Origin of the sequence: Enterobacter adelaidei (assembly GCF_041937165.1) — a bacterium.
Taxonomy (GTDB): domain Bacteria; phylum Pseudomonadota; class Gammaproteobacteria; order Enterobacterales; family Enterobacteriaceae; genus Enterobacter; species Enterobacter adelaidei.
Genome location: NZ_CP154353.1, coordinates 2,013,061 through 2,026,005 on the forward strand (window position 1 = coordinate 2,013,061; position 12,945 = coordinate 2,026,005).

The window sequence follows — 12,945 nt, forward strand, 5'->3', positions numbered from 1 at the left end:
TTCAGGAATTACCCTCGCACATCCCTTTCTATTAAAGTAGATGACAGTTTCTTTACTCTGATAAACAACGGTTATCGGTCGGGCTATGTCATTTCAGATTAAATTTCATCAAATCCGGGCGTTTGTTGAAGTCGCGCGCCAGGGCAGTATTCGTGGTGCCAGCAGGGCGCTCAATCTGTCACAACCGGCGCTGACCAAATCCATCAAAGAGCTGGAAGAGGGCATGGCGGCGCAGCTTTTTGTGCGCAGGAGTAAGGGCGTGGCGTTGACCGAATGTGGCGAAGGTTTTTACCCGCGCGCCAGGCTGATTCTGGAAGAGTTACGTGCGGCGCAGGATGACATTCGCCAGCGGCAGGGGGAACTGGCCGGGCAAATCAACATTGGGATGGGGGCCAGTGTTTCACGCAGCCTCATGCCCGCCGTCATCACCCGCTTTCATGCGCAGCACCCGCAGGTCAAAGTCCGGATTATGGAAGGGCAACTGGTGTCGATGATCAATGAACTACGCCAGGGGGAGCTGGACTTTACCATCAACACCTATTATCAGGGACCTTACGACCATGAATTTACGTTTGAAAAGCTGTTCGAAAAACCGTTTGCGGTATTTTGCCGGAAAGGGCATCCGGCGACAGGAGCAACCTCTATTAATGAACTTTTGCATTATAACTGGACAATGCCGACGCCACGGGGAAGTTATTATAAGCAATTAGAGGATGTATTTAACCATCGCTCGCAAATACCGCGGATTGGTGTGGTCTGTGAAACGTTTACTTCCTGTATTAGCCTTGTCGCGCAAAGTGATTTTTTAAGTATATTGCCACTGGAACTGGGCTGTGACCCGCTGCTGGCGCACCGTCTGGTCATGATCCCGGTTATCGAGTCGCTTCCAAAAGCGGCATATTATTTAGTTCAGCGCCGTGATTCACGTCAGACGCCTCTTGCCGAATCGTTAATAACGCAATTCAGAAGAGAAGCGAGAAAAATAGTCGTAGAGTGAAGTTTATATAATAAAAAAAAAGGGTCTGCCCGACATCAGACAGACCCTACAGTACACACAGCAGTGCGTCCTTTCGCAGATCCTGAGTGTTATATCCATGGGGCAGGTTTATTTAGTTATAACACCTTTCCTGAAAATTGAAAGGCGGGTGAGTGATTGATTTCACGAATTTTTAACACAAATCACTTATTTTATCTTTGCTAAAATTTTAGTTAAGTGTGGTTTAAGTCTGTGGGGGGATTATTATATCTATTCATTAGGTTAATATTTATACCATACCTTGCGGTATAACGGTTATTGAGGCCCCTGTCTGGCACAGGTATAGTACAGTCCTCAGATGTAGCCGGAGGATATCCATGAACCCTGACGACAAATCCTTTTTTCTTGACGCCATGGAGGATGTCCAGCCCCTGAAGCGCAGCCCGGATATTCACTGGCAGCCAAGCCGCAATACGCGGTCGCGCCAGGAGATGGATACCGAACAGCTGGATAACTTCCTGACCCTGGGCTTTCTGGAACTTCTGCCCCTTGAAGAGGCGCTGGCGTTCCAGCGCGAAGGGGTGCAGCAGGGCGTTATTGATAAGCTACGCACGGGTAAATATGCCCGCCAGGCCAGCTTAAATCTCTTACGTCAGCCCGCCGAACGCTGCCGTCAGATGCTGTATTCTTTTATTCGCCAGGCCGGACGTGACGGGTTACGTAACCTGATTATCATTCACGGGAAAGGGCGTGAGCAGAACTCCCATCCTAATGTGGTGCGCAGCTATCTGGCGCGCTGGTTAACCGAGTTTGAGGAAGTGCAGGCTTTCTGCGTGGCGCTGCCGCATCACGGCGGCAGCGGGGCATGTTATGTTTCGCTACGAAAATCCGATGAAGCGAAACAGGAAAACTGGGAGCGGCACGCCAAGCGCAGCCGCTAGCGGGCGATAGCCTCGCCCGCCATAGACTTAGAACGTTTCCCAGTTGCTGTCGGTAGAGGCGGTTGTCGTTGCCGGACGCAGCAACTGCGGTGTCTTCACATTGGCCGGGCGCGGGGCTGCGACTTTTTCTTTGCCGTTCAGACGAAATGCCGCCACTGCCTGGCGCAGCTGTTCAGACTGATCTTCCAGCGCCGCCGCCGCCGTGGCGGACTCCTGCACCAGCGCGGCGTTTTGCTGTGTCACGCTGTCCATCTGTGAAACGGCCAGGCTTACCTGTTCGATACCACGGCTCTGTTCATCGGATGCCGACGAAATCTCACCCATAATATCGGTCACACGGGTAACGGCAGCGACAATCTCTTTCATGGTGGTGCCTGCTTCGCTAACCTGCTCAGAACCGGTATTCACCCGGCTGACGGAGTTTTCGATAAGCCCTTTGATCTCTTTCGCCGCCTGCGCACTGCGGCTCGCCAGCGTACGGACTTCGCCTGCCACAACCGCAAAACCACGACCCTGCTCCCCGGCACGAGCAGCTTCCACCGCTGCGTTAAGTGCCAGAATGTTCGTCTGGAAAGCGATGCTGTCAATCACGCCGGTAATGTGCGCAATTTGCTGCGAACTGTCAGCAATTTCGGTCATGGTGCGAACAACGTTATCCACCACGTGACCGCCACGGGCTGCGGTTTCAGAGGCGTTTTTCGCCAGTAGCGTAGCCTGACGGGCGTTATCGGAGTTCTGTTTAACCGTTGCGGTCAGTTCTTCCATGCTGGCGGCGGTCTCCTCGAGCGAGGAGGCCTGCTGCTCGGTGCGGGCGGAAAGATCGTTGCTGCCTGCGGCAATTTCGCCAGCGCCGGTGTAGATGGAGTCAGTGCTCCCACGTACGGCGCTGACGGTGGTCACCAGCGACTGCTGCATATCCTGCAGACCTGCGGCCAGTTGACCCATCTCATTGCGACCCGTGATGACGATATCCTGCGTCAGATCGCCGCCCGCAATCGCGCGAATATGGTTCATAATGGTGTTGAGGGGTTTTAACAGCAGATGTTGTAAGCCCTGCCAGATCACTACCAGTACCGCGATAACGGCCAGCAAAATAGCCGCCAGCGTCCATTGCATCTGGGTAAAGCTGCTCTGGTTCTCTTCCGTAGCGGCCTTCAGCAGGGTGTTGTTTTCGGCACGCCAGCGGTTATAGACCGCTTCCATATCGTCCTGGGCCTGTTGAGCGTCCAGATCGCCATAGGCCTGGTAGTTATCGGCACGCAGGTACTCAATCGATAAACGCATCACTTCGTGCATCTGGTTCCAGGACTTCTGCATTTCGTCGGTTAATGCCGCATCCTGACCCTTAACCTGCGGCAGTTTCTGCCACTCTTTGTTGTAGGCCTCGGCTTTTGCCAGCGAGTCGCCTGCGGTGCCAAGCAGTTTGTTTATCGCCGCAAGGGAAGCCGGGTCACGCTGGTTTTTCAGGTAGCGGATCGCCACGCGGGTGACGGTGACGCGGGTTTTCACCAGCGTGTTCACGCTGTCGCTCAGACTCTCCTGTTGGGCATTGAGCACCCCGGAGTTCTGGAAGTTATGGCGATCGTTGCTGACAGCAGAGTAGAACAACCCTCCCGTGACAACTTGCAACAGACAGAATATGGTGAGGGCAAAGATAATACCGGTAATCACGTGCAGGTTTTTCAGCATAGCGGTCGTCCGTTAGAGAAAATGCAGGGGTACTCCAATACTATCGTCGTAGAGAATTTAAACTTTAATTTAACTCGCGCTTAACCAAGGGTTCTCTCAGGGAACCTGTTGTAAATCCGGATCATTTTTATGAGGCAGGTTAACATGAGCAGCATTGATAAAAGCGGGACGTACGCGCTCGGGACGCGGACGGTTAAACGACTGGGCTATGGCGCGATGCAGCTTGCCGGGCCGGGCGTCTTTGGCCCACCGAAGGACAAAAACACCGCGCTGGAGGTGCTGCGTGAAGCCGTCGCGGCGGGGGTGAACCACATTGATACCAGTGATTTTTATGGTCCGCATATTACCAATCAGCTGATCCGCGAAGCACTTCATCCTTACCGGGACGATCTGACTATCGTGACCAAAATCGGTGCCCGTCGCGACAGTAAAGGTGCCTGGCTGCCGGCCTTTTCCGCGCAGGAACTGACTCAGGCGGTGCATGACAACCTGCGTAATCTGCAGCTTGACGTGCTGGACGTGGTGAATTTGCGAATTATGTTCAGCACACACGGGCCTGCAGAAGGGTCGATTGCGGAACCGCTTTCCACCCTGGCAGAGTTACAACAGCAAGGGCTGGTGCGTCATATTGGTCTGAGCAATGTGACGGCCACTCAGGTTGCGGAAGCGCAGAAGATGGTGCCGGTGGTGTGCGTGCAGAACATGTACAACATTGTAAACCGGGAGGACGATGCGCTGGTGGATGGGCTGGCACAGCAGGGCATTGCGTATGTACCGTTCTTCCCGCTGGGAGGTTTTACGCCACTGCAATCTTCCGGGCTGCAGGCCGTTGCTGATTCACTGGGCGCAACGGCAATGCAGGTGGCGCTGGCGTGGTTGCTGCAACGTTCCCCGAACATCTTGCTGATCCCCGGAACCTCTTCCGTGGCCCATCTGCGGCAAAACCTCGCGGCGGGGGATCTGCACTTACCGCCTGAAGTTGTGAAAACGCTCAATTCGCTGGTGGACTAAACCTGATTTAAGCAAAGCCCGGAAAATTTCCGGGTTTTGTTTGCAACATCCTGAGATTGGTCTCTTTTTTCAGTGGTTATTTTTAATGTTGTCGACCATGCTCTTTGTACTGATAACGCTAAATATAAAGAGATGACAATGCGCAATGTCTTTATTCCTGTCATAACAGCAGTGGCTATTTTTATTGCAGGCATTTTTATCCTCAATATACAGCTATGGTATTCAGCTCGGGTTGATAGCTCGTCGGGAGCCAGATACGCCGTTAACCATATCAATGCCATTCTTGATGAAGCACGGGTTGCAGCCAGAACCGCGACGGAAATTATTGCGAAAGGATGCGATGCAGAAGGGCAGTATCAGCTTGGTACGGAGGCCGCTCTGCAACCCCATCTCAGAACCATCGTCATTCTCAAAAAGGGGCAACCCTGGTGTTCTTCTCTGCCGGGGAATCGGATTTTATTATTGAATATTGACAGTATACCTTTTTCAGAATTACTGCTCACGCCGGCGAGCGATACGGTAAATGGACGACCGGTTCTGTTATTTCAGACTCACTTTGCCACCAGGCGTATTATAGTCAGCGTGAGCGATAGCCATATCCGTGACGCTCTGAGTACGCCTCTGGAGCATGTTAATTACGCACTGGTGGTGGGCGGTTACGCTCTTGATGCTTCCGGCAATTTCACCATCACTCATCGCCAGGAAACGCAGGCCGGGCAGGCCCGGTCGGGAAATTACCCCTATAGCGTCAGATATAATCTTCCTCCTCTGTTTAGCGTACAAAGGCTGATCGAACAGGGGGCGGGCATCATGCTGTTTTTACTGCTGATGTCCGCTACTGCCGCTTACGTTTTGTATAAATATCTGAACAAAAACACGCTACCTGAAGAGTCACTTCGTACCGCTATTGCCCGAGGGGAAATCGTTCCGTTTTACCAGCCTGTGGTGAATGGCAGGGAAGGCACGTTGCGGGGCGTAGAGGTGCTGGCAAGATGGAAACATCCGCAGGCGGGTTATATTTCTCCGGCCACATTCATTCCCATTGCCGAAAAATCGGGGTTGATTGTTCCGCTGACGCAGAGCCTGATGGCGCAGGTGGCGACACAGATGAACGCGATTTCCACGAAATTACCGGAAGGGTTTCACGTCGGGTTGAATTTCAGTGCTCCCCATATTGCGATGCCGACCTTCCTGGATGAGTGCCTGAAGTACAAGGATAGTTTCGTCAGAAAAGATCTGAACCTGGTGATCGAAGTGACAGAGCGGGAACCGCTGGATATTGATGAGAACCTTGTCCAGACCCTGAATGTGCTCCATGACAAAGGGTTCGCCATTGCACTGGATGATTTCGGCACCGGCTATTCCGGACTCTCTTATCTGCATGATCTGCATATTGATTATATCAAAATTGACCAGAGCTTCGTTAGCCGGGTTAACGAGCACGTGGACTCAACCCGCATCCTTGATTGTGTGCTGGATCTGGCGCGTAAACTCTCCATCAGCATTGTAGCGGAAGGCGTAGAGACGAAGGCGCAGTTAGACTACCTCAATCGCAATCACATCGTCTTTCAGCAGGGGTACTACTTTTTTAAACCGGTTCCTTTTACCAGGCTTATCCAAATTTTGTTGTCGAAGCCGAAGGTGAAAGTGGTGGTGGAGTAATCTACAGACGCTGCTGCTGAATTAAATCCGCTCAAACTTCAATGCGTTTGGGATCGTCTGCGGAAATGACCTTGATCCTGGGTCAATATCCGTAATACTGTATTTATATACAGTATATGGCGAGAAAGGCATTTATGAGCACTCTCTTTTCTTATCATCCAAATCAATACATTGAATTACCTTTATTTTTGGAGCGTGTTGCCTGTGGTTTCCCAAGCCCTGCGCAGGATTATGTGGAGGATCGTCTCGATCTCAACAGACTGGCGGTCAGACACCCGAGTGCAACCTATTTCGTCAAGGTGAGCGGAGACTCGATGATTGGCGTCGGGATCGGCGACGGCGATCTGCTGGTGGTTGATCGCTCGTTAAATGCTGAACATGGCGATATTGTGGTGGCGTCGGTCGCCGGTGAATTTACCGTGAAGGAGTTGCAGACCCGTCCGGTCCTGAGACTCCTGCCACATAATGTCCGCTATCAGCCGATTACCTTTCAGTCCGAAGAGGAGCTGCAAATCTTCGGTGTCGTCACTCACACGCTCAAAACGCATAAACATGTTCGCGCTGGTTGATGTGAATAGTTTCTATGCCTCCTGTGAGAAGGTGTTCCGTCCCGATCTGAAGGGGAAGCCCATCGTAGTGGTTTCGAATAACGACGGCTGCATTATTTCGCTGTCGCGGGAGGCAAAGCAGCTCGGTATAAAAATGGGTGAGCCCTATTTCAAATTCAAAGAGAAGAGCTACCCCTCCCGGGTATACGTCTTTAGTTCGAATTATGCGCTCTATGCCGATCTCAGCAGCCGGGTAATGCAAATCCTGACCGATCTTGCCCCGGCAATAGAGATCTATTCCATTGATGAAGCGTTCGTGAATGTGTCAGGTGTCAGCCACTGCATGTCGCTGGAAGCGTTTGGTCGTCAGATGCGCGCACAGATACTTAAAAATACGGGCTTAACTGTTGGCGTCGGTATTGCTCCGACAAAAACGCTGGCGAAGCTGGCCAACTATGCGGCCAAGCGGTGGTCGGGCACTGGCGGTGTGGTTGATTTATCGGATCGCGAGCGGCAGCGCAAACTGCTGGCGAATGTACCGGTAGACGAGGTGTGGGGCGTTGGACGGCGCATCACGAAAAAACTTAATGCAATGGGGATCTCCACGGCACTGGCGCTGGCGGATGCCTCATCCTGGGTCATTTGTAAACATTTTAACGTGGTACTGGAGCGCACGGTGCGAGAGCTTCGCGGCGAACCCTGCCTTGATCTGGAAGAGTTTACTCCTACAAAGCAGCAAATTATCTGTAGCCGTTCGTTTGGACACCGGATTACGCAATACGAAGAGATGCATCAGGCCATTTGTGCCTACGCGGAACGTGCCGCAGAAAAACTACGCGGCGAGCATCAATACTGCCGCTTTATCAGCGTGTTTTTGCGCACTAGCCCTCATGCCGACAACGAAATTTATTACGGCAATCAGGCTTCAACCATCCTGATGACGCCGACCAACGACTCACGCGATATCATCCGTGCTGCCACGGAGGCGCTGGGGCGTATATGGCTTGACGGGTATCGCTACATGAAAGCGGGGGTGATGCTGGCGGACTTTTTCAGTACAGGTGTCGCCCAGCTTAATTTGTTTGACGATAACCGTCTGCGCGTCAACAGTGCGGCACTGATGGACATGATCGATAGCGTCAATCATTCCGGCAAAGGGAAGATATGGTTTGCCGGGCAGGGGATTGAGAAATCCTGGGCAATGAAACGCGAGATGCTGTCTCCGGCTTATACCACGCGGTACGCGGATTTGCCGGTGGCGAGGTAGAGTACTCCTGCGTTATTTCTTTTGCGTCAACCAGGTTGCCGCCGCCGTCAGCACGCCGATCAACGGCATTTGGCCCGCACCTGCCAGGAAGTTATGGCGATCGATGTCATTATTTTTATGGATATCAGCAAAGCGGGTAAGCGCCGTTTTTTCATCCGCAGCGCTGATCTCCTCAAACTGCTTTTCAAACCCCTGAGCGGTCAGCTGAGAAGCTGCATCGATGTTTGCGCTCTCGATCGCAACGAGATCCGGGCCTTTCCTGAAGAAACTGTAATCGGGCATATGTGCTCCATAAAGAAGAGGATACGGTGAAAATACTCTATTCCTTATGGTCAAAAAGTGCACGTGATTTGCGGGGGGAATGTTCAGTTTTTCTTCATGATCTCAGGCAGTAATTGCTCAATCACGCTGACGACACGTCGGACGCGCTGTGGAATAAAGCGGGCATCAGGGAAAACGGCATAGAGGAATCGGTCGGGTAACCGCCAGGCGGGTAAGATCGGCACCAGTGTGCCATTTTTCAATGCTCTGGCCGCAAGCGGTAGCTGCATGCCTCCGATTCCGATGCCTGACTCCAGCGCCTGTAATAGCGCGTCGCTGGTATTGGCGCGGAAAACGGTATTCACCTTCACGTCGAGGGTCTCTTCCTGAGAAAGCAGCCGCAATGGGGCATCCAGCGGGATGCCGCTAAATCGTACATGTGGCAGCGTCGCCAGCTCGCTGACGCTGTGCACCGCCTGAAATTCGGGGGCGGCAAACAGCGCGGTTTCAACACGTGCCAGCACGCGAGCCGCATGCGCCAGAGGAGGCTCACTGCTTAGTCGTATTGCGACATCCACCCCTTCTGTCACCAGGTCGGCAATGCGGTCATCGAGGGAAAGCATCAGGTGCAATTCTGGATGCAGGCGTTGCAGCGAAAGCAAATGTGGCAAAAAGATCTGGCCCAGCCCGCTCGGCAGCTGGACATGCACTCTCCCCTGAAATTGCTGATCGACAGGATCCAGCCGCATCTCAGCTTCCCGCATGGCATCCAGCACAAGCTGCATATCACGGCTGTAACGCTCTCCCTGTTCAGTCAACTTCATTGATCGCGTTGTACGATGCAGCAACACGACACCAAGCTCTTGTTCAAGGGCGGCGATCTGCTGGCTGACCGCAGATTGCTTCATCCCGCTCTGGCGGGCGGCGGCAGAAAAGGAACCTGCTTTTGCAACGCAAAGAAAGGTGGAAATGGCGTTGAGTTTATTATTCATTTAATGATTTTTCTGATAAGTGCCATCGGTTTAAGGGGATATCCAATAAAAAAATAATATATGACACTGCGCCTGTCACCCTTTCTGGAGAAACTTCATGAATAAGATGGCGCAACAAAACGTCGCGCTGGTCGCTGGTGCCAGCGGAATTGTGGGCAGACAGCTCGTCAAAACGCTCCTGCACAATAAATGGCAGGTGATCGGTCTCAGTCGCAATGCAGTGACCCATCCGGATGCTATTCCGATGGTGAATGTCGATTTACTGGATGCGCAGAACAGCGCAGAGGTGCTGCAACCCCTGAGTGGTATCACCCATATTTTTTACAGCGCCTGGGCGAACGCAGCAAACTGGACAGACATGGTCGAGCCGAACGTTACGATGCTGCGTCATCTGGTCAGTCATATCGAAAAAACAGCACCGCTGCAGACGGTCAGCCTGATGCAGGGGTACAAAGTCTATGGTGCACATCTGGGGCCGTTCAAAACCCCGGCACGCGAAAGCGATCCTGGCGTACCGGGTGCAGAATTTAACGCCGCTCAGCTCACGTGGCTCAGCGATTTTCAGCGTGGAAAAAGCTGGCACTGGAATGCCATCAGACCGGGCGTGGTGGGAAGTACCGTGCCCGGCAACACGATGAATCTGGCGCTGAGCATCGCTCTGTATGCGTCTTTGTGTAAGGCTCAGGGGCTACCTTTGCGCTTTCCCGGTACCGAGCAGACCTGGCACAGTATCGTTGATCATACTGACGCCGGGTTGCTGGCCGAGGCAACGCTGTGGGCTGCCACGACATCTGCGGCGCAGAATCAGGCTTTCAACGTGAATAACGGCGATATCTGGCGCTGGAGTGAGCTATGGCCGCGCATCGCACGCTGGTTTGAACTGGAATCTGCTCCGCCCGTGAGGTTGTCATTTCATCAGCTGTTTAAGGACTATCGTGAGGTATGGCGCGAGCTTGCCAGAGATCGGCTGGTAGAAACGGATATTATGCAGCTGAATGACGGACATTTTGCCGATTTCGTCTTTAGCTGGAATTACGACATGTTCGGTGATGGCAGCAAGCTTCGGCGGTCTGGCTTCACGCGAATACAGGCAACCGATGAGATGTTTTTCAACCTGTTCGCGCAGCTGAGAGCGGCACGTATTATTCCCTGACTGTAAGAGGGGGGGGCAGTGACGATCGGCGCGTTATACTCACGCGCTGATAATAAGGTATGGCAGGGCAGGAATATGCACGAGAGTCTAAAAAAGATATCTCCCAACCCTTCAATCTCTCTGGACCCGTAACTTTACGACTTTTCTGCCAGCCAGCTCGTGACACAGCGCGCCAATCTGTTCCACGGCATTCAGCAGGAGGGGCGTTGGTTCGTTTGCGCAGTTTAGCCGCAGAAAGTGCGTTAATTCTGCGCCAGGGGAAAACAGCGGGCCAGGGCTGACGCCGATGCCCAACGCCAGCGCACGACGATGCACTTCCAGCGCGTTGATCTGCTGAGGAAGTTCTACCCACAACAGGAAGCCGGCAGTGGGCATGTTAACACGTGTACCCGGTGGGAAACTCGTCTCGACCCGCGCAACGACGGCGTCTATTCCCTCTGCGATCCGGTGCTTTAACCGCCGCAGATGACGATCGTAGTCGCCACTTGCGAGGATCTCGCTCGTTGCGGCTTCCAGCATTGGCGCACCTGCCCACTCTCCGGCCATACGCGTCTGCAATACCTGCGCGTGGTAGCGCCCGGCGGCAATCCAGCCGATCCGCCAGCCTGGCGCAAGCGTTTTAGAGAGCGAACTGCAGTAAATCACGTTTCCGCTCTGGTCGAACGCTTTACAGGCCGGAGGGCGTTGCCCTTCGCCAACGAGGTCACCATAGACATCGTCCTCAATTAAAGGGATCTCTGCCTGCTCAAGCAGAGCAACAAGCTCTTGCTTGCGTGCAACGGGCATACTGGCACCTAAAGGGTTTTGCACGGTGGGTGAGGCCAAAACGGCAGCGGGGCGGTGGCAGCGAATGGCGTCAGCCAGCGGTTCCAGTAACAGGCCTTCAACGGGATCGGTCGGGATCGCTAAGGCTTTCAGGCCTAAATCTTCCAGCAGCAGGAGTGTACCAAAGTAGGCAGGCTGCTCAATCGCTACGATATCACCTGGCTGGCACACTGCCTGAAGGGCAAGGCGCAGCGCCTGTGTAGCACCCGCGGTGATGATGAGATCATCCGCGCCGAAACGAGCCCCCCATTGCGCAGAACGCGCGGCAATCTTACTTCGTAAATCACGCCTTCCCGGAGGCAGGCTATAGCTTTGTCCGTGTGCGTCCAGACGGCGGACGGCAGAGTGCAACGCCCGTTGCAGCATATCGCCGGGTAGCCATGCGGGGTCAGGCAGGGCTGCGCCCAACGGTATCAGACGGGCTTCTGCACTGCTGAACAGCGAGCGGGCCACGGCGGACATTGTCACAGGGACCGGGCCTGGTACGGAGTGCGAAGGTTCCGCACGCGGAGTGATACTGGTCTGGCAGATGAAGTAGCCCGAACGTGGACGCGCCACAATCAGCCCCTCGGCTTCAAGACAACGAAGGGCTTCCAGCGCCGTCGGAAGGCTAACGTGCTCGCGTTCGGCCAGTTTACGCGCGGAGATCATCCGGTCACCGACCCGCAACGCACCAGAAGTCAGTGTTAGACGGAGCATCTCAGCTATTCGGCGGTAATGTGGGGACGACGGAGATGGGGCAGACATGGGCATCTGTTCAGGCTGATTTTCGATAAAACTGACTATACAGCCAATGATGCGCGCCATCTATAGTGTCCGACATGTTCAGGACAAGGAGGCATTATGCAGAGCAATAATTTCAACATCTCTAATTATTTCAAACGCATAAACTACACCGGACCGGTGGCTGCTGATACGGCCACGTTGCATGCACTTATGCGCCATCAGCTATTTTCAGTTCCCTTTGAAAATCTGGACGTGCAGGCGGGCAAAATTGTCTCGTTGGCGCCAGACGATATTGCCGATAAGGTGTTAACCCAGGGGCGCGGCGGTTACTGCTATGAGGTGAACGGGCTTTTTGCCATGGCGCTGGAGGCGGTAGGTATTCCTTACCGTTTCGTGGCGGCACGCCCGATGTTCTACCCTGCGCGACGGCCGAAAACCCATATGGCGCTCATCGCTGAGGTAGATAGTCGACAGTGGCTTTGCGATCTCGGGTTCGGTAGTTACGGCATCCGTGTACCGATGGCGCTGGACACGCTTGATGTTGAGATCGCACAGGATTTCGACACGTTCCGACTGAGCCGCAGCGCGGAGGGTGAGTATTTGCTTGAGGCGAAGGTTGAGGGAGAGTGGGCCCGGCAGTACGGCTTTGATCTCACCCCTCAGGAATGGATTGATTTCGTTCCGGCCAACTACCTTAACTCCACTCACCCGGATGCCATCTTTGTGCAGAAGCGGGTGGTGGTGCAGCACAGCCCGGAAGGACGCCAGATTTTACTGGGCGATATGCTGAAAACCATCACGGCGAACGGCACTGAAACGCGGAAACTGGCGGAGGATGAAATCCGCCATGTCCTGAAGGATCGTTTTGCGCTGACCGCCGCGTAAACTGCCGGG

General features: G+C 53.8%; 12 protein-coding genes. 8 read left to right on the forward strand and 4 right to left on the reverse strand.

The annotated features are described in order from the left end of the window. Nucleotides 1-85 precede the first annotated feature (85 nt). Entirely contained in the window at nucleotides 86-997 is a 912-nt protein-coding gene (locus AAHF05_RS09880; protein WP_028017337.1) for a LysR family transcriptional regulator, read from the forward strand. Between the two features lie 356 nt (nucleotides 998-1,353). Continuing rightward, on the forward strand, nucleotides 1,354-1,917 hold the full coding sequence (smrA, locus tag AAHF05_RS09885) for a DNA endonuclease SmrA (protein ID WP_028017338.1): 564 nt from the start codon (nucleotides 1,354-1,356) through the stop codon (nucleotides 1,915-1,917). A 27-nt stretch (nucleotides 1,918-1,944) separates the two neighbouring features. Here the strand turns inward: smrA and AAHF05_RS09890 are convergent, their stop codons facing one another. Continuing rightward, nucleotides 1,945-3,606, reverse strand: a complete 1,662-nt coding sequence (locus AAHF05_RS09890; protein ID WP_028017339.1) for a methyl-accepting chemotaxis protein — start codon at nucleotides 3,604-3,606, stop codon at nucleotides 1,945-1,947. A gap of 144 nt (nucleotides 3,607-3,750) precedes the next feature. Here AAHF05_RS09890 and AAHF05_RS09895 point away from each other — a divergent pair, with 144 nt between their 5' ends. From AAHF05_RS09895 to umuC, 4 genes are all read left to right on the forward strand, one after another. Next, nucleotides 3,751-4,617: an aldo/keto reductase family oxidoreductase gene (locus AAHF05_RS09895; protein WP_129325311.1), complete on the forward strand. Its 867-nt coding sequence runs from the start codon at nucleotides 3,751-3,753 to the stop codon at nucleotides 4,615-4,617. A gap of 138 nt (nucleotides 4,618-4,755) precedes the next feature. Further along, complete coding sequence (locus AAHF05_RS09900; RefSeq protein ID WP_332614989.1) at nucleotides 4,756-6,279, forward strand: EAL domain-containing protein; 1,524 nt, start codon at nucleotides 4,756-4,758, stop codon at nucleotides 6,277-6,279. 134 nt (nucleotides 6,280-6,413) lie between these two features. Further along, on the forward strand, nucleotides 6,414-6,848 hold the full coding sequence (umuD, locus tag AAHF05_RS09905) for a translesion error-prone DNA polymerase V autoproteolytic subunit (protein ID WP_114977425.1): 435 nt from the start codon (nucleotides 6,414-6,416) through the stop codon (nucleotides 6,846-6,848). After that, nucleotides 6,832-8,094 (forward strand): translesion error-prone DNA polymerase V subunit UmuC, encoded by a 1,263-nt coding sequence (gene umuC / locus AAHF05_RS09910; RefSeq protein WP_129325352.1) that lies wholly within the window; start codon nucleotides 6,832-6,834, stop codon nucleotides 8,092-8,094. The genes umuD and umuC overlap by 17 nt, the downstream gene beginning before the upstream one ends. 12 nt (nucleotides 8,095-8,106) lie before the next feature. Here the strand turns inward: umuC and AAHF05_RS09915 are convergent, their stop codons facing one another. Further along, the gene (locus tag AAHF05_RS09915) at nucleotides 8,107-8,376 is read right to left on the reverse strand and encodes a hypothetical protein (protein ID WP_028017344.1); all 270 of its coding nucleotides are present in this window, start codon (nucleotides 8,374-8,376) and stop codon (nucleotides 8,107-8,109) included. An 83-nt stretch (nucleotides 8,377-8,459) separates the two neighbouring features. Then, nucleotides 8,460-9,347, reverse strand: a complete 888-nt coding sequence (locus tag AAHF05_RS09920; protein WP_129325354.1) for a LysR family transcriptional regulator — start codon at nucleotides 9,345-9,347, stop codon at nucleotides 8,460-8,462. Between the two features lie 97 nt (nucleotides 9,348-9,444). On the opposite strand from AAHF05_RS09920, the gene AAHF05_RS09925 reads away from it, so the two are divergent. Next, nucleotides 9,445-10,500, forward strand: a complete 1,056-nt coding sequence (locus AAHF05_RS09925) for an SDR family oxidoreductase (protein WP_129325356.1) — start codon at nucleotides 9,445-9,447, stop codon at nucleotides 10,498-10,500. 111 nt (nucleotides 10,501-10,611) lie between these two features. On the opposite strand, the gene AAHF05_RS09930 is transcribed toward AAHF05_RS09925, so the two are convergent. Further along, complete coding sequence (locus AAHF05_RS09930) at nucleotides 10,612-12,132, reverse strand: PLP-dependent aminotransferase family protein (protein ID WP_129325358.1); 1,521 nt, start codon at nucleotides 12,130-12,132, stop codon at nucleotides 10,612-10,614. Between the two features lie 36 nt (nucleotides 12,133-12,168). Between AAHF05_RS09930 and AAHF05_RS09935 the strand changes: the two genes are divergently transcribed. Next, on the forward strand, nucleotides 12,169-12,936 hold the full coding sequence (locus AAHF05_RS09935) for an arylamine N-acetyltransferase (protein ID WP_129325360.1): 768 nt from the start codon (nucleotides 12,169-12,171) through the stop codon (nucleotides 12,934-12,936). Nucleotides 12,937-12,945 lie beyond the last annotated feature (9 nt).

Bases quoted from the DNA above. Each gene is read 5' to 3' on its own strand.
- AAHF05_RS09890 (WP_028017339.1), bottom strand. From the start codon at position 3,606: ATGCTGAAAAACCTGCACGTGATTACCGGTATTATCTTTGCCCTCACC.
- AAHF05_RS09895 (WP_129325311.1), top strand. From the start codon at position 3,751: ATGAGCAGCATTGATAAAAGCGGGACGTACGCGCTCGGGACGCGGACG.
- AAHF05_RS09930 (WP_129325358.1), bottom strand. From the start codon at position 12,132: ATGGCGCGCATCATTGGCTGTATAGTCAGTTTTATCGAAAATCAGCCT.
- smrA (WP_028017338.1), top strand. From the start codon at position 1,354: ATGAACCCTGACGACAAATCCTTTTTTCTTGACGCCATGGAGGATGTC.
- AAHF05_RS09915 (WP_028017344.1), bottom strand. From the start codon at position 8,376: ATGCCCGATTACAGTTTCTTCAGGAAAGGCCCGGATCTCGTTGCGATC.
- umuC (WP_129325352.1), top strand. From the start codon at position 6,832: ATGTTCGCGCTGGTTGATGTGAATAGTTTCTATGCCTCCTGTGAGAAG.
- AAHF05_RS09880 (WP_028017337.1), top strand. From the start codon at position 86: ATGTCATTTCAGATTAAATTTCATCAAATCCGGGCGTTTGTTGAAGTC.
- AAHF05_RS09925 (WP_129325356.1), top strand. From the start codon at position 9,445: ATGAATAAGATGGCGCAACAAAACGTCGCGCTGGTCGCTGGTGCCAGC.
- AAHF05_RS09920 (WP_129325354.1), bottom strand. From the start codon at position 9,347: ATGAATAATAAACTCAACGCCATTTCCACCTTTCTTTGCGTTGCAAAA.
- umuD (WP_114977425.1), top strand. From the start codon at position 6,414: ATGAGCACTCTCTTTTCTTATCATCCAAATCAATACATTGAATTACCT.
- AAHF05_RS09935 (WP_129325360.1), top strand. From the start codon at position 12,169: ATGCAGAGCAATAATTTCAACATCTCTAATTATTTCAAACGCATAAAC.
- AAHF05_RS09900 (WP_332614989.1), top strand. From the start codon at position 4,756: ATGCGCAATGTCTTTATTCCTGTCATAACAGCAGTGGCTATTTTTATT.